Here is a 15747-nt window from a genome sequence, read left to right on the forward strand (position 1 = left end):
GTGAGGGGTGCCTCGAGCCTCTCGAGGCACCCCTCACGACCAGCCAAGAGGCGGAACGGGCCATCCTGGCGAGGCCGCGGACACCACCCGCCACCGCATTCCACCATCTCACCAGGCAGCGAACGGACCGGCGCGACGAGCCGGAAGACGAACAGACCGGCGCGACGAGCCGGAAGACGAACAGACCGGCGCGGCGAGCGGGAAGGCGACGACACGGGACGGTCAGGAAAGGCTGGTGAACGCGTCGACGTTCATCCCCCGGCCCGCGTTGACCAGGGTGATCGTGTGCCGGCCGGCCGTCGTCCAGGTACGGGTGAACACCGCCTGCCGCACCGTCGCCGACCCGCTGTGCAGGTTGACCGTGCCGGCGCGCCGGCCGTCGACATAAACGGTCACCGCGCCCATCGACGGGCCCCGGCTCGCGACCCAGCCGACCGAGCGGGCCGTCGTCGACCAACTGACCCTCGCGCCGCGGCGGGTGGTCACCTGCTCGGTTCCGCCCAGGGCTCCGGCGCGTTTCACCGACTTCCAGGCGCCGCTGTAGCCCCTGCGGGCCGACTGCCGGTCGAGCACCGCGTTCGTCGGCGCCCCGGTCACCGTACGATAGTTGCCCACGCCGTCGACGGCCCGGACCGTCCAGGTGGACGGGGCGCCGGAGGCGGCCGTCGTGGTGACCGATCGCGCCGATGTCGGGACGCTGACCAGCGCGCCGCCGTCGCGGGCGTACCCGAGGCCGGCCACGCCCTGCGGGTCGGAGACCACGCCCCAGGTCACGGTCACCGGCAACGTTCCGGTCGCGGTCACCGACCCGGTACGCAACGACGCCACCGGAGCACCGACCGCCGGCCCGGTGGTGTCCGCAGTGGTCCCCCGGGTGACCGTTACGGTCAACCCCTCCGGGGTCGCCTCGCCCACCTGGATCGCGAACGACCCGTCCGGCGCCGTCCAGGACTCCCCGGGAAGCAGTAGCGGCTGGTCACCCGGGTGGAAGTCGAGCAGCCCGGTGCCGCCGTGCACGACGTCCCCGTCGGTGTCGGTGAAGTGCACCGCCAGGCCGTCCGGCAGACCATAATCGGACATCCAGGAGTCCACCCCGGTGGCCACCCGGTACTCCAGGCTGTAGGTGCGGTCGCCCATCGGCAGCGACACCTGGCGCATCCCGGTTCCCGAGGCCAGCGGCGAGAGCGTGACCCGGACGCTGCCCGTGCCGCCCTGCACCGTGGTCGCGTCCGCGGGGAGCAGCCCGAGCTGGTCGAGGTGCTGCGCGTCCAGGTTGCCGGGCGCGCCGTTGCCCATGATGTCGTAGGTGTCCGCGTACTCGCTGACCGAACAGTCGTCGGACCAGGTCACCCGCTGGGTGTGCGCGGTGTCCGACCAGCAGCTCCAGCCGTTGGCGTGTTCGAGGCCGAGGTTGTGGCCGAACTCGTGCCCGAACACCAGCAGGTCCGACCAGCCGTTCAACCAGATCAAGTTCCCACCGACGTACGCCATCCCGGCCCACCCACAGCCGTCGACCGGCGGGAAGTACGCCACCACGTGGTGGAACCCGTCGTCCGGGGTGTCCGCCGCGGCCCGGGCGGCCGTCTCGATGGCACCGGTGTCGACGCAGCCGTCCGGCGTGGTCGTCGCGTCGACCCTGCGCCACGGCAGCACGTCGTCCACGGTGACCCGGACCTGCCCGTCCGACACCGCGTCGTAGTAGCCGTCCAGCGCGGCGCCCCGGGTCCGGAGCTCGGACGCGGTCGGCTGATCCGCGGGTACGTCGTCGGTCTGCCAGTACATCGGGACGATCACGAGGTGGTGGGTGCCCAACTGCGACGACTCGGCGGTGGCCCGGAGCCGCGCACGCACCGCCACGATCCGGTCGCCGACGACGGTCGCGCTCACCGGGGTGCCGGACGCGATCCCGGCGACCGCGTCCTCGTCGACCGCCCGCTCGTCGACCGCCTGCTCGTCGACCGCCTGCTCGTCGACCGCGTAGTGCGTTCCCGAGGCGGTCACCACGGTCGCCGAGTCGGTGTGCCCGCCGGCGAGATCGTCGCTGACCACCCGCTGCAGAACGCCCGATACCTGCGTGTCGGCGGACGCGGCATGCGCGACGGTGGGGGTCGCCGCGACGACCAGCGCGGCGACAGCGGCGACGGCGACACCACGGCGGGTACGGCTGAGCAAGACGTCCTCCTGCGGGGGGGGGCGGCGAAGCGGGCCGGGACGCCGCTTCGACAGAGCAGCATCGACCCCGAGGGCACCCGACCTTAGGAAACTTGCAACTGCGAGCGAGCTTTGGTCGTACACCTAGCAAATGCTGTTGAAGTGGCGTGATAGCAGCGGCACCTGCATGATGGAGGCCATGGGGGCGAACACCAGCCGATGGACGACCGTGCTGGACCACCTGGTCGGCGCGCTGCCCTACGAGGGACGACTGGTTCTGATCAACGGGCCCGACCTGCTCGCCGATCGCCTCGCCGAGCACCTGCGTGACACCGGGCGTCCCTGCATCCGGCTGACCGCGGGCGTCTGTGCGGATCCCGAGGACGGCGGCTGGCCCGCCCTGACCAGCGCCGCCGTGGTGGTGGCCGGGCCGGAGTGGCGTGATCGCGTGCCCGACGGCGTCTGGCACCTGACCGTCTGGGCGAGAACGCGGCACACCGATCCGCCGCACACCACACCGCCGCACACCGAGCCGCCGAACGCCGAGCCGTCGCACACCGAGCCGTCGCACACCGAGCCGTCGCACACCGAGCCGCCGGGCGAGAGCGGGCAGAGTGCGCATGTCGTGCTCGACCTGCACGACGTCGACTGGCCGGTGATCCGCCACATCGACCCTGAGCTGGTCCCGAACGAGGTCTGGTACCGATCGGAGTCACGCGCCTTCTTCGCCGCCCGCGCCGCCACCTGGGACACGAAGTTCGGCGCCGACCTGCCCGCCTACGCCGCCGCGATCGCCGAGTCCGACCTGCTCACCGGCGGTGTCGCGGTCGACGTCGGCTGCGGGACCGGCCGCGCGCTGCCCGCACTGCGCGACGCCGTCGGCCCGGCCGGGACGGTGTTCGGCGTCGACCACACGCCGCAGATGCTGGCCACGGCGCGCGACCGGGCCCGCGAATGCGGGGCGATGCTGCTGCAGGCCGACGCCCGTCACCTGCCGTTCGCGCCGGGCAGCGTCGACGCGATCTTCGCCGCCGGGCTGATCAACCACCTGCCGTCGGCCGCCTCCGGCCTGCGCGAGCTCGCCCGTATCGCGCGTACGGGCGCCCGCCTGGTCCTGTTCCACCCCTCCGGTCGCGCGTCGCTGGCCGCCCGGCACGGCCGTACGCTGCACCCCGACGAGCCGCTGGCCGAGCACGTCCTCCGGGCGACCACCGCCGACACGGGCTGGCGGTTGACCGTTTACGACGACGCCGAGCACCGCTTCCTCGCCGCCGCCACCCGAGCGTGACGCTGTGTGAACCCGTCTCAGCGCCGTCTGGACCTGAGGCGCGGCCCGAGCGCGTTGCCCACGATCGCGCACCACAGTGCCCAGACGCCCCCACTGCCCAGGCGCACCCGGGCGGTGGTCCTGGCGTACGAGTGCAGGCCGGTCACGCCGGGTCAGCGGTGATCGCCGTGCGCTGAAGGCCCTTCCGGACCGCGGGCCAGTCGTCGTCCACGATCGAGTACAGCACGGTGTCCCGCCACGAGCCGTCCGCGCGGCGCCGGTGTTTGCGCATCACGCCCTCGCGGACCGCGCCGAGCCGTTCGATCGCCGTCTGCGCGCGCACGTTGCGGATATCGGTCACCAGCTGCACCCGGACGGCGCCGAGCGTCTCGAACGCGAAGGTCAGCATCAGCAGCTTGGCCTCGGTGTTCACGCCGCTCCCCCACCACGGGCGGCCGAGCCACGTGTACCCGATCGTCAGGCAGCGCAGGCGTGGGTCCGGCTCGGCGAAGGACGTCGTGCCGAGGAAGCGCCCGCTGATCACTTCCGTCACGGCGTACGGGAAACGCATGCCCTTGGCACGTGCCGCGAGAGCGCTCATGATGTGCCGTCGCGCGTCGTCGACCGTCGCCGGCTGTGCCAGCGCACCGGCCGGCGGACTCTGCCAGGTGAAGATGTCCGCCGACGTGGCGGCCGCTTCGAGGTAGCCCTCGGCGTGCTCGACCGCCAGCGGTTCCAGCCGGATCCGGTCGCCGGTCAGCGTCGGCAACGAGTACCAGAGATCATCCACGGACGCCCCCGGTAGCCCCGCTCATCGGTACGTGTTCCCGCGACGCCGGCTCCGGCACCGCCCGCTCAGACGTCGTTCCCGCCAGCGCGGCGAGCGCCTCCACCAGCGGCACCGCGCGCACCCCGATCAGCTCCAGGTCCGCCACCCGCTCCGGCGTGCTCTGCGAGACCGCGTCCGGCACCACCACGGTCCGGAAGTCCCGCTCGCTCGCCTCGAAGAGCGTCGCCCGAGGACAATTCGGAAGATTGCACCCGGCCACCACCACGGTGTCCACCCCGCGCCCCCGCAGCCACCCCTCCAGCCCGGTCCTATAGAAGGCACCCCACCGCGGCTTGAACATCACCACTTCATCAGGACCCACTTCCTGGGTACGCCCATCGAGCAGCACTTCCGTGTCGAGCTCCACGGTCGGCGGGGTGAGCCCCGTGACGATCCCCGCCCCCGCCGTCCCCGGCGCGACGATGCTCGCCCCACTCTCGATCAGCGCCCGCCGCGGCGGATCAACATCTCCCGACCCGGGCACATAGAGCCGGATCGCGTGCACGATCGGCAGCCGGGCCCGCCGGTACGCCCCGAGCAGCTCCGCCACGCCCGGCACGACACCCGCCGTACCCGGAATCGGGCTCGCACCCCCTTCGGCGAAGTCCACCTGCATGTCGATGACAACCAGCCCCGACGACCCCCACCGAGGTGCCAGATACTCCCTTTCGGACATCACGCGACCGTTCCTACCACGTCCACCACCCGCACCGCCCGGGAATACTCCCCTGTGGACGAGGCCGCCGCGTCCCCTTGGTCCATCCCGGCTGGCGCCAGGCAGGGATTGCCCGGGGGCTAACGGTCAGAGGCCCAGGTAGGCGGCCCGGATGGCGGGGTCGGCGAGCAGCGCGGGGGCCGGGCCGGAGAGCGTGACGTGGCCGGACTCCAGGACGTAGCCGCGGTCGGCGATCTGCAGGGCGCGGGTCAGGTTCTGCTCGACCAGCAGGACGGTCAGGCCCTCCGCGTGCAGGCGCTGGATGGTGGCGAACATCTGGGCCACCACGACCGGGGCCAGGCCCAGACTGGGCTCGTCCATCATCAGCAGGCGGGGGCGGCTCATCAGGGCGCGGCCGATCGCGACCATCTGCTGCTCTCCGCCGGACATGCTGCCGGCCAGCTGCCGGGAGCGGTCGCGGAGCTTGGGGAAGAGCGTGAAGACGTGGTCGAGGCTCGCGGCGCGGTGAGCGCGGGCGGACCGGTCGAAGGCGCCGAGCTCAAGGTTCTCCAGGACGCTGAGCTGGGGCCAGAGCTCGCGGCCCTCGGGGACCAGCGCGATGCCCATGCCGGGGCGGCGGTGCGCGGGGACCCTCCGGAGCGAGGCGCCCTCGAAGAGGATGTCGCCGCCGGTGCACGGACGGATCCCGGCGACGGCGCGCAGCGCGGTGGTCTTGCCGGCGCCGTTCGCGCCGACCAGGGTGACCAGCTCGCCCCGGCGTACGTCGAGGGAGGCACCGAAGAGGGCCTGGGCGTCGCCGTAGAAGACGTCGATGTCACGCAGTTCCAGCATCGGGCCCTCCGAGGTACGCCTCCACGACGACCGGATCGTTCGCCACCTCGTCCGGGAGGCCCTCGGCGATCTTGCGGCCGTGGTCGAGGACGACGACGCGGTCGGAGAGGCTCATCAGCGCGTGCATGACGTGCTCGATCATGATGATGGCGACGCCCCGGGAGCGGATCTCACGGATCAGGTCGACGAAACGGGCCGCCTCGACCGGGTTGAGTCCGGCGATCACCTCGTCGAGCAGCAGCACCCGCGGGCCGGTGGCGAGCGCACGGGCCACCTCGAGACGCTTCCGCCCGGCCAGGGTGAGCTCCCCGGGGAGGTCCGCGGCCCGGTCGGCGAGCCCGATGACGTCGAGGATCTCCATCGCCGCCGACGGAGCGGGGCGGCCCGCCGCCGGAACGGGACGACCGAAGTGGTGGCCGACCAGGACGTTCTCCAGGACGGTCAGGTGAGCGAACGGGCGGACGATCTGGTGGGTCCGGCAGATGCCGGCGTGCACGCAGCGGTGTGCCGCACGGCCGCTGACCGGCTTTCCGTCGAGCAGGACCCGGCCCGCGGTGGGGCGGATCGAGCCCGCGGCGACCGCGAAGAGGGTGGTCTTGCCGGCGCCGTTCGGGCCGATCAGCCCGAGGATCTCGCCCTCGTCCAGGTGGAAGTCGACCCCGTCCACGGCGCGCAGCCCGCCGAAGTGCCGGCTGACCGCCTCGCCGACCAGGAGCGGGCTCACGTCGCCGCCTCGCGATGCCCGCTCACGTCGCCGCCTCGCGGCGCTCGCGGCGGAACCTGTGCGGGCGCAGGCGGAGGAGCCGGCGCAGGAGACCGGTCAGGCCCTGCGGTTCGAAGAGGATGATCAGGATCAGCAGGAGGCCGTACAGGCCCAGGTAGAGGTCGGAGTAGTTGGCCAGCAGGTACTCCTGGATGATCACGAAGACCACGGCGCCGCCGATCGGGCCGAGGACGGTGCCGATGCCGCCGATCACCGCCATCAGGATCAGGCCGATCGAACGGTCGAAGCTGAACATGTCCTGCGGGTCGATGAACGCCTGGTAGGAGGCGTAGAAGCCGCCGCAGACGCCGACCATGACGCCGGAGAGGAAGAGCACCACGTCCTGGTACAGGGTCGGGTTGACGCCCAGGTCACCGGCGGCCTCGACGTCCTCCTTGATCGCGAGCAGGCCGAGGCCGATCCGGGAGACGCGCAGCCAGTACGAGACCGCCACGGCGGCGGCCAGCAGGTAGAGGCCGTACCAGTAGAGCTCGAACTTGGAGGGGTTGCCGGCGAGCGGGAGCGAGACGCCGGAGGACCCACCGGTGAAGTCGGACCAGTAGGTGGCGATCAGCCGGGTCGCCTCGCCGACGCCGATGGTGGCGATGGAGAAGTACGGTCCCCGCAGCCGCAGGGTCGGGTGCCCCCAGAGCAGCGCGTAGCCCCCGGCGATCAGGCCACCCGCCAGCCAGGCGAGCACGAACGGCAGGTCCAGGGCGGTCATCGCGCGGGCCGCCACGAAACCGCCGACGCCGAACATCGCCGAGTGCCCGAAACTGATCTGGCCCACGTAGCCGCCGACCCAGTTCCAGGCGAGCGCGGCGGCCATGAACACGAAGGTGAGCCCGACGATGTCGTGGGTGTACTCGTCGATCGGCAGCAGCACCGGGGCGAGGTAGAGCGCGAGGAACGCGGCGGCCGCGCCGGCCACCGGGCGCCACCGGGTCATCGGAGTACCCGCCATCCTCACCGCAGCACCCGCTGGCCGAAGAGACCGCCCGGCCGGAGCACGAGGACCACCACGAGCAGGACGAACCCGACGGCTGCGGTCAGGTACGGCGGGACCACGTAGACCGCGAAGACCTCGGCGGCGGCGAGTACCAGGGCGCCGAGCGCGATGCCGACGACGCTGCCCAGACCGCCGAGCACGATGATCACGAAGCTCTTCAGCAGCTCGCTCGCGCCGAACGACGGCGTGAACGCGAACAGGGTCGAGGCGAGCACCCCGGCGAGGCCGGCCAGGGCCGTCCCGAGACCGAAGCTGATCACGTAGACCCGGTGCACGTCGATGCCGACGAGGGTGGCGCTCTCCGGATTCTGGGCGACCGCGCGGATGGACCTGCCGAGGAACGTACGGGAGAGAAGGAGGTGAAGGGCGAGGAGGGTGACCAGGGCGACCACGAAGACGGCCACCCGGGTGACCGAGAAGCTCCCGCCGAGCAGGGAGACCGAGGAGGTCGCGTACGTGGTGTGGATGACCTGCTCGTTGCCGGAGAAGAGCAGGTAGGCGGCGTTGCGGATGACCAGCCAGACGCCGAAGAGCAGCAGCAGCGACTGGACGCCGCCGGCCGGACCACGCGGGATGAAGCGCACGAGTCCGAGATAGATCGCCACCCCGACCGCGAAGAAGACCACCAGGGCGATCGGGATGGCGAGGAACGGGTCGATCGCGAACCGGTCGAAGAGCTGCCAGGCGAGGTACGCGGCGGCCATGATGATCCCGCCGTGCGCCAGGTTGACGATCCGGAGCACGCCGTAGATCAGCCCGAGCCCGTACGCCATGGCGGAGTAGAAACCGGCGAGCAGCACCGCCGAGACCGCCAGGGTGAACGCCTCACCCATGGCAGGTGGGATTCGGCGCGACCCCCTTGCCGGTCGCCACCTCCGCGGGGTAGATGATCGGCGAGCTGCCGTCCGGCAGGTTCTGCTGGACGACGAAGGGGTAGTCGGCCTGGCCACCCTTGTCGGCCGGGTAGCGCAGCTTGCCGCCGGGCAGGATCGAGTCCATGTCGAGCGCGGAGAGCTGATCACGGACGGCCGCCTTGTCCACGGTCCCGGCCCTGGCGATCGCGGTGAACAGGGAGCGGGCGGCCTCGTAGCCGAGCGCCTGGTACCACTCCGGGGCGGTGCCGAACATGGCGGTGAACTTCTCGACGAACTCCTTGTTGAGCCCGGCGTTGCCCTGCTGCTTGTTCCACCAGACCGCGGAGAGGATGTAGTCCACGCCGGTCTGGCCCAGCGCGGTCTTCGCGTCCGATTCGGTACCCCGGGCGCCGTACGTGATCAGCTGATGGCACATGTTCGAGCTGAGGTACTGCCGCTGCATGGTGATGAAGTCCGGCAGGTGCGCGTCCACCATGAACAGGTCCGCCTTCGCCGCCCGGACGGTGCTGAGGATCGCCGAGAAGTCCTTGCCGTCCAGCGCGAAGGATTCGTCGGTGACTATCTCGTACGATCCGGGGTGCGCCGTCGCGAAGTCCTGGACGCCCTTGCGGAAGTCCTTGCCGTGCGAGGTGTTCTCCCAGACCAGCGCGACCTTGGCCGGTTTCGGCAGCGCTCCGGCGGCCTGCTGCTCGGCGATCCACTCCATCTCGGTGGTGGCCAGGTTCGCGACCGGGGCGAGGGTGCCGAAGACCCAGGTGTAGCCCTTGGCGTAGATCGAGGTCGCGGCGCCGCCACCGGTGACGTACGGGATCTTGTTCTGCTCGGCGACCGTGCTCTGCGCCTCGACGAGCGCGGTCGAGTACGTACCGAGGAAGAAGTTCACCCGGTCCTGGGTGATCAGGCGCTGGGCGAGGTTGACCGCTTTCGCCTGGTCGGTGGTGTCGTCGAGCAGCTGGAGTTCGACCGGCACCTTGGTGCCGCCGACGTCGATGCCGCCGTCGGCGTTCTCCATCTCGAAGGCGAGCTCGTAACCCTGCTTGAAGCGGGCGCCGGTCTTGGACTCGGTCCCGGTCAGCGGCAGCGTGGCGCCGATGACGATCTTGTCGGGGGTGCCGGAGGCGGAATCGGAGTCGTCGCCGTCCCGGCCGGGGATGCAGCCGGTGAGGGCGAGGGAGAGGACGGCCATGGAGATCACTGCTCGAACAGGACTCACGCCTTACATTTGGGGCCGCCGCAACACCCCCTGTCAATAGAAGTGCATAAATGGATCACTGCGCAACACCACCGACCGGTCCACGAAACGCACCCCCGGCAACTGCCGCACGCAGCGCTCCAGGAAGTCCCGCACGTCGTCCATCGTCCGCAGGCGCAGGCAGGCGACGAGGTCGTAGCGCCCGTGCACGGCGGCCGCGAACCGGACGCTCTCGGCACGGGCGATCTCGTCGAGGACGGCGCCGGCCCGCAGCGGATCGGCCTTGCCGAAGAACCACACCAGCACACCGGTGTGCGAGATCCGCGGCGACAGCCGCATCCGCAGCTGGAGCCGGGACCCGGCCAGCAGCGCGGCCAGGGCCGAGCGGGCCCGGTGCGGGGAGAGCCCGGCCTCGTCGGACAGCTCTTTCCAGGAGGCACGGGCGTCCCGGGCCAACACCGCGCCGAGCGCCCGCTCGACGCCGGGATCCACCGGGGCCGCGACGGTCGCCGGCTCCGGGATCGCCCGCAGGGCCGCCCGCTGCGCGCCGGTGAGCGCGCCGAACGAGACCACGTCGGCCCGGATCCGCGAGTCGGCGAAGGCCGCGCGGACCGACCGGACACCGGGCACCCCGGTCAGCCGACCGGTCAGCAGGACGACGATGTCGTCGTGCTCGACGGTGGCCGCCACCACGACGAGGTCCCGGCCGCCGCTGGTGATGTCCACCGACACCACCACCGGCTCGGCCGCCAGCCGCCCGACGACGCCGCGCACCTCCGGGTGGTCGCACTCGATCTCGATCACCGCCACCGACCGCGCCCGAGCCGGGCCCGGCTCGGCGGCGATCCGGGCCAGCCCCTCGCCGGTGAGCCGGCGCCAGCGGCGGGCCAGCGTCCCCGCGTCCGAGCCGAGCACCGCCGCCAGCGCCGACCAGGTCGCCCGCGGCCTGATCGCCAGGCTGTCGATCAGCGCACGATCCAGCGGGTCGAGTTCGATTTCGCTCACCGCCGCCCGCCCGGATTCGGATTCGGCGCGAGGGAAATTCCGGAGAAACAACCGCTTCCTACGTTGGCCGCGCTCGTCGTGCGGAACGAAGGAAGTGCGTGATGAAGATACGGAACGGCGTCGTCGGGTTCCTCGTCGTGACCGAGTTGGCCAGCGGCTTCCTGCAGGGGTGGTTCATCCCGCTGGTGGAGGCGATCGGCACCCGCTGGCACGTGGACACCGCCCAGCTGAACTGGGTCACCGCGATCTACATGCTGATGACGGTGGTCTTCGTGCCGGTGCTCGGCAAGCTCGGCGACGTCTACGGCCATCAGCGGATGCTCGCGATCACCGCCGCCCTGGTCACCGCCGGGTCGATCGTGGTCGCGGTGGCGCCGACGTTCGGGGTGTTCCTGCTCGGCCGGGCACTGCAGGCGCCGCTCGCCGCGTTCCTGCCGCTGGAGTTCGCCATCGTCCGGGAGCGGCGGCCCGAGGACGCCGGGCGCAGCATCGGCAGACTGGTCGCCGCGCTGACCTTCGGGGCGGCGCTCGGCGGGGTGATCTCCGGCGTGCTCTACGGCGTCGTCGGCAGCCTGGCGGTGACGCTCTGGATCCCGGTGTTCTTCATGGCCCTCTGCGTGCCGATCGTCGCCTTCCTGGTGCCGGAGACCACGACCCGCAACACCGGTCGCGTCGACTGGCTCGGCGCGGGTCTGCTCGGTCTCGGGCTGCTGCTGTTGCTGGGCGCCCTCTCCAACGGCGCGACCTGGGGCTGGGCCGATCCGGTCGTCCTCGCCGGGCTGATCGGCGGGCCGGTGCTGCTCGGCGGCTGGGTCCTCGCCGCACGCCAGGTGGCGCATCCGCTGATCGACCTCTCCGTGCTCTCCGGGGCGGGCATCGGCCTGCCGCTGCTGATGGCGGTGCTCTTCGGCGCGCAGTTCTACGGCAGCACCACGGCCACCACCTTCTACTACCTCGCCGATCCGGCGGTCTACGGGTACGGGCTCGGCTTCCCCGCCGGCCTGGCCGGGGTGGTGATGCTGCTGCCCACCCTGGTGATGGTGGCCGCCTCGATGACCGGCGACCGGATCGCGCGGGCGATCACGGCACCCCGCGCGCTCGCGGTCGGCGGGCTGCTCGCCGCGCTCTCCTACCTCGGCATGCTCCTCGCGGGCGGCAGCGCGGCGCTGTTCATCGGCGCGGGCGTGGTCGGGGCGATCGGCAACGGCCTGGTCGTGACGGTGCTGCCGGCGGTCGTGGTCGCCCGCGCGGACGCCGACGTGGTGGGCGTCTCGTCCGCCCTGTACAACACCTCCCGTACCGCGGCGGGCGCCATCGCCGGAGCGCTGTTCGCCCTGGTGATGTCCCTGTTCGCGATGCCCGCCACGGTCGCCGGGGCACAGGTGTCGGTGTCGACCATCGCCTCGTTCCGGGCGGTGTGGGCGATCGGCGCGATCATCGGCGGCGCGATGATCGCGCTGGCGTTCACGCTCCGCGAGCGGACGACGGCGAACGTCCTCGTATGAGCGGGGCGTCACGAGCTCTCCACCGCGCGGATGACGTCGGCGAGCACCGCGACACCGGGGGCGATCGCGGCGAGCGGGATCGCGTTGAAGCCGACCCGGATGCTGGCGCGCCCGGCGTCCGGGGTCAGGTGGAACGCCGAACCCGGATCGATGAGCACCCCGCGGTCGAGCGCCGCGGACGCGACGGCCGTACCGTCGAAGTCCGCGGGGCCGGTCACCCAGATGCTCATGCCGCCCGCGGGCGGCGGTTCGAGCGGCCACGGCAGGCTCTCCGCCAGCGCACCGGAGAGCGCCAGCCACTTGCGCCGCAGGTGGTTGCGGTGCCCGCGCAGCGCACGGTGGTAGTCGCCGGACTGGATGAACAGAGCGAGCGCGCGCTGGGTGTGGCCGTTCGGGTGCCGGTTGGCGTACCGGCGGCGCCGCCGCAGCAGCGCGATCAGGTCGGGCGGGGCGACGACGAAGCCCATCCGGATGCCCGGCGCGACGAACTTCGAGAACGTCCCGACGTAGACGACCCGGCCGTCGGTGTCGAGGGACTTCAGCGACGGCGTCGGCCGGCCCCGGAAGCGCACCTCGGAGTCGTAGTCGTCCTCGATGACGACGAAGTCCTCGGACCGCGCGCGGCGCAGGATCTCCCGGCGCCGCGGGTAGCCGAGCGTCACCGAGGTGGGGTGCTGGTGGCTCGGCGTCAGGTGCAGGTAGTCGAAGCGGGCGTCCTCCGGCACCCGGGCGCCCGCGCCGTCGACCGGGACGGGCAGCAGGTCCGCCCCGGACTCGGTGACGATGTGCGCGGCGTCGCGGTAGCCGGGATCCTCCACCGCGACGGTGACGCCCGGCCCGAACAGCACGTCCGCGACGAGGGAGAGGGCCTCCTGCGCGCCGTGGGTGACCAGGATCGTGTCGGCGGCGGTGAGCACGCCGCGCGAGGCGAGGATCTCGGTACGGATCATCTCGACCAGCAGCGGGTCGTCCCGGTCCGAGCTGTCCCGGACGCTGAACGCGAGGTGCGGGCCGTACAGCGCGTCGGTGAGCGCGCGTGTCCAGCCGCGGGCCGGGAACGCGCCCAGCTCCGGCTGTCCGGGCAGGAACGGGTACGGGTACCGGGTCCAGTCCGGGTGGACCCGGGGCGCGTCGATCCGGGAGGCGGGCCGGCGGGCACGTGCGGCCCAGCCCACCGTCGGCACCCGGTCCGGCGGTGGGCTGGGCCGGGCCGCGATCTCGCTGGGGTAGAGACCGCTGCGGGGACGCGACTCGACCAGGCCGAGCGCGATCAGCTCCTCGTAGGCGGCGTTCACCGTGTTGCGGGAGACCCCCAGGGAGGCGGCCAGGTACCGCGACGACGGCAGCGGCCGCCGCACGTCGGAACGGGTGGCGATCAGGTTCTCGATGATCCGGCGAACCTGCTGGTAGAGGGGTTCGCCGGTCACCGGTGGACGCCCGCCGACGTGGCCACCAGCACCGCGCCGGCGAGGACGCTCAGCAGGACGGCCGCCGTGCGGACCGTCCGCACCGGCAGGCGCCGCGCCCAGCGGCGACCGGCGAGTTGACCGGCCAGCGCGGTCACCGTGACCGCCAGCGTCAGCGCCAGGTCGGCCGGCGACGGGACGTGCGCCAGGACCGTCGTGACCAGCGAGACCGCCGTCATGCCGAGGAAGGCCGCCGAGAGGTTGGCCCGGAACTGCTCCGCGTCCGCCGGGCGGTAGACCATCGCCAGCGGCGGGCCGGGCATCGAGGCGACCGAGTTGAGCGCCCCGCCGAGCAGCCCCGCGACCGCGAGCGCCGGGCGGGACGCCGGGATCCGGACCGCGCCGAGGGTCAGCGCCCCGGAGATCACCACCAGCCCGCCGACCCCGGCCTGAAGAACCCGCATATCCGCAGCTTGCCGCAGGGCCGTACCGAGCACCGCACCGGGGAGGGCGGCCAGGACCACGGTGGCGACCACCCGGCGGCGCAGGCCCGCCCGGTTCTCCGCCAGCGTCACCGCGAGCACGGCGGCGCCGGCGGCCAGCACCGGGAACGGGCCGGCCGCCGGGGCCGCGAGCAGCAGCGCGGGGGCGGCCAGCACCCCGAAGCCGACGCCGGTGGCCGACTGCGCGGCCGCCCCGGCCAGCACGGCCAGCGTCACCGCCAGCGCCATGCCGGCGCTCACGCCCCGGTCGTCGTGTACGTGTCGGTGACCTCCAGGACCTCGTCGAGCAGCGCCAGGCCGTGCCGGGCCTCCTCGGGGGTCATCGTCAGCGGGGGCGCCAGATGCACCCGGTGATACTGGTGGAAGAGCAGCAGGCCGGCGTCGCGGGCGGCGGCGAGCGTCCGGGTGATCGCCTCGCTGGTGCCGCCGTACGGGGCGATCGGCTCCCGCGTGTCCCGGTCGGTGACCAGGTCCAGCGCCCAGAACGCGCCGAGACCGCGCACCTCGCCGACGCACGGATGCCGCTCGGCCAATTCGGCCAGCCCGGAGGCGAAGACCTCGCGGCCCAGCAGGGCGGCGTTCTCGACCACGTGCTGCTCGGTCATCGCCGTGATGGTGGCGACCGCGGCGGCACACGCCAGCGGATGCCCGGAATAGGTCATTCCACCGGGGTACGGGCGGGTGTCGAAGAAGCCCGCGGTCGCGCCGTTCAGCAGCACCCCGCCGAGCGGCACGTACCCGGAGTTGACGCCCTTCGCGAAGGTCATCAGATCGGGCTCGACGTCGTAGTGCTCGCTGGCGAACCACCGGCCGGTACGACCGAAACCGACCATCACCTCGTCGAGGATCAGCACGATCCCGTACCGGTCGCAGAGCTCGCGGACGCCGCGCAGGTAACCGGGTGGCGGCGGCATGATCCCGGCGGTGCCGGGGATGGTCTCCAGGATCAGGGCGGCGAACGAGCCCGGCCCCTCGAAGCGGATCACGTCCTCGAGGTGCTCCAGCGCGCGCTCGCACTCCTCCCGCTCATTCCGGGCGTGGAAGACGGTGCGGTAGAGGAACGGGCCGAAGAAGTGCACCGTCCCGGCGGCGCCGTAGTCGTTCGCCCAGCGCCGGTGGTCGCCCGTCGCGTTGATCGCCAGCGCCGTCGCGCCGTGGTAGGAGCGGTACTGCGACAGCACCTTGTACCGGCCGGTGACCAGGCGGGCCATCCGGATCGCGTTCTCCACCGACTCGGCGCCGCCGTTGGTGAAGAAGACCTTCTCCAGGCTCGCGGGCGCCTTCTCGACGATCAGCCGGGCGGCCTCGGAGCGGGCCTCGTTGGCGTGCGCCGGGGCGATCGTGGCGAGCTCGGCGGCCTGCCGCCGGATCGCCTCGACGACCGCGGGATGGCGGTGGCCGAGGTTCGTGTAGACGAGCTGCGACGAGAAGTCGAGGTAACTCCTGCCGTCGGCGTCGGTCACCCGGCAACCGTCGGCGTCGACGATCACCATCGGGTCCAGCGCGGCCTGCGCGGACCAGGAGTGGAAGACGAAACGGCGGTCGGCCTCGTAGATGGCGCGTCCGCGCTCGGACTGCGGCATGGGCACGGCATGCCCCCCTTTCACTGTGGCGCGGCACATCGTGCGCCGCCGGCTGGCTCCCTCGACAGGGCCAGTCCGACCCCCTTCTTCCGGTACCAGTTCGGGTTACCGGCGTGTAACCACTGGACCCGGCGAGACGTCGCGTACTGGCG

14 protein-coding genes are annotated in these 15747 nt (G+C 72.2%); 2 read left to right on the plus strand and 12 right to left on the minus strand.

The window, feature by feature from the left end; all coding sequences use genetic code 11:
- Positions 1–222 precede the first annotated feature (222 nt).
- Positions 223–2172 carry a hypothetical protein gene (locus tag AB0M08_RS19155; protein WP_364494630.1) on the minus strand — a complete coding sequence of 650 codons (1950 nt, stop codon included), beginning with the start codon at positions 2170–2172 and terminating at the stop codon, positions 223–225.
- Positions 2173–2308: 136 nt separating this feature from the next.
- On the opposite strand from AB0M08_RS19155, the gene AB0M08_RS19160 reads away from it, so the two are divergent.
- A complete protein-coding gene (locus tag AB0M08_RS19160; protein WP_364494633.1) occupies positions 2309–3439 on the plus strand; it encodes a class I SAM-dependent methyltransferase in 1131 nt (376 codons plus the stop codon).
- Positions 3440–3581: 142 nt separating this feature from the next.
- Here AB0M08_RS19160 and AB0M08_RS19165 read toward each other — a convergent pair whose 3' ends face one another.
- From AB0M08_RS19165 to AB0M08_RS19200, 8 genes are all read right to left on the minus strand, one after another.
- On the minus strand, positions 3582–4208 hold the full coding sequence (locus AB0M08_RS19165; RefSeq protein WP_364494636.1) for a GNAT family protein: 627 nt from the start codon (positions 4206–4208) through the stop codon (positions 3582–3584).
- Positions 4201–4923, minus strand: a complete 723-nt coding sequence (locus AB0M08_RS19170) for an isochorismatase family cysteine hydrolase (RefSeq protein ID WP_364494639.1) — start codon at positions 4921–4923, stop codon at positions 4201–4203. The genes AB0M08_RS19165 and AB0M08_RS19170 overlap by 8 nt, the downstream gene beginning before the upstream one ends.
- A gap of 126 nt (positions 4924–5049) precedes the next feature.
- The gene (locus AB0M08_RS19175) at positions 5050–5754 is read right to left on the minus strand and encodes an ABC transporter ATP-binding protein (protein ID WP_364494641.1); all 705 of its coding nucleotides are present in this window, start codon (positions 5752–5754) and stop codon (positions 5050–5052) included.
- Positions 5738–6478: an ABC transporter ATP-binding protein gene (locus AB0M08_RS19180; RefSeq protein WP_364494644.1), complete on the minus strand. Its 741-nt coding sequence runs from the start codon at positions 6476–6478 to the stop codon at positions 5738–5740. The genes AB0M08_RS19175 and AB0M08_RS19180 overlap by 17 nt, the downstream gene beginning before the upstream one ends.
- Before the next feature lie 22 nt (positions 6479–6500).
- Positions 6501–7466 (minus strand): branched-chain amino acid ABC transporter permease, encoded by a 966-nt coding sequence (locus AB0M08_RS19185; protein WP_364494647.1) that lies wholly within the window; start codon positions 7464–7466, stop codon positions 6501–6503.
- A 17-nt stretch (positions 7467–7483) separates the two neighbouring features.
- Positions 7484–8359, minus strand: a complete 876-nt coding sequence (locus tag AB0M08_RS19190) for a branched-chain amino acid ABC transporter permease (protein WP_364494650.1) — start codon at positions 8357–8359, stop codon at positions 7484–7486.
- On the minus strand, positions 8352–9587 hold the full coding sequence (locus AB0M08_RS19195; protein ID WP_364494653.1) for an amino acid ABC transporter substrate-binding protein: 1236 nt from the start codon (positions 9585–9587) through the stop codon (positions 8352–8354). The genes AB0M08_RS19190 and AB0M08_RS19195 overlap by 8 nt, the downstream gene beginning before the upstream one ends.
- A gap of 60 nt (positions 9588–9647) precedes the next feature.
- A complete protein-coding gene (locus tag AB0M08_RS19200) occupies positions 9648–10598 on the minus strand; it encodes an Lrp/AsnC family transcriptional regulator (RefSeq protein ID WP_364494656.1) in 951 nt (316 codons plus the stop codon).
- Positions 10599–10699: 101 nt separating this feature from the next.
- On the opposite strand from AB0M08_RS19200, the gene AB0M08_RS19205 reads away from it, so the two are divergent.
- Positions 10700–12103 carry an MFS transporter gene (locus AB0M08_RS19205; RefSeq protein WP_364494659.1) on the plus strand — a complete coding sequence of 468 codons (1404 nt, stop codon included), beginning with the start codon at positions 10700–10702 and terminating at the stop codon, positions 12101–12103.
- 8 nt (positions 12104–12111) lie between these two features.
- Here AB0M08_RS19205 and AB0M08_RS19210 read toward each other — a convergent pair whose 3' ends face one another.
- The 3 genes from AB0M08_RS19210 to AB0M08_RS19220 are packed head-to-tail and all read right to left on the minus strand — an operon-like array spanning position 12112 to position 15595.
- Complete coding sequence (locus AB0M08_RS19210) at positions 12112–13530, minus strand: PLP-dependent aminotransferase family protein (protein WP_364494662.1); 1419 nt, start codon at positions 13528–13530, stop codon at positions 12112–12114.
- Positions 13527–14252: a sulfite exporter TauE/SafE family protein gene (locus AB0M08_RS19215; protein WP_364494665.1), complete on the minus strand. Its 726-nt coding sequence runs from the start codon at positions 14250–14252 to the stop codon at positions 13527–13529. Before AB0M08_RS19215 ends, AB0M08_RS19210 begins: the two co-directional genes overlap by 4 nt.
- Positions 14249–15595, minus strand: coding sequence for an aspartate aminotransferase family protein (locus AB0M08_RS19220; protein WP_364494875.1), 1347 nt, complete (start codon positions 15593–15595; stop codon positions 14249–14251). The genes AB0M08_RS19215 and AB0M08_RS19220 overlap by 4 nt, the downstream gene beginning before the upstream one ends.
- Positions 15596–15747: the final 152 nt, after the last annotated feature.

The sequence above is a fragment of the Actinoplanes sp. NPDC051851 genome, assembly GCF_040681165.1.
Taxonomy (GTDB): Bacteria; Actinomycetota; Actinomycetes; order Mycobacteriales; family Micromonosporaceae; genus Actinoplanes.

Coding starts and splice junctions, on each gene's coding strand:
- AB0M08_RS19170 (WP_364494639.1), bottom strand. CDS start 4,923: ATGTCCGAAAGGGAGTATCTGGCACCTCGGTGGGGGTCGTCGGGGCTG.
- AB0M08_RS19175 (WP_364494641.1), bottom strand. CDS start 5,754: ATGCTGGAACTGCGTGACATCGACGTCTTCTACGGCGACGCCCAGGCC.
- AB0M08_RS19185 (WP_364494647.1), bottom strand. CDS start 7,466: ATGACCCGGTGGCGCCCGGTGGCCGGCGCGGCCGCCGCGTTCCTCGCG.
- AB0M08_RS19190 (WP_364494650.1), bottom strand. CDS start 8,359: ATGGGTGAGGCGTTCACCCTGGCGGTCTCGGCGGTGCTGCTCGCCGGT.
- AB0M08_RS19195 (WP_364494653.1), bottom strand. CDS start 9,587: ATGGCCGTCCTCTCCCTCGCCCTCACCGGCTGCATCCCCGGCCGGGAC.
- AB0M08_RS19205 (WP_364494659.1), top strand. CDS start 10,700: ATGAAGATACGGAACGGCGTCGTCGGGTTCCTCGTCGTGACCGAGTTG.
- AB0M08_RS19220 (WP_364494875.1), bottom strand. CDS start 15,595: ATGCCGCAGTCCGAGCGCGGACGCGCCATCTACGAGGCCGACCGCCGT.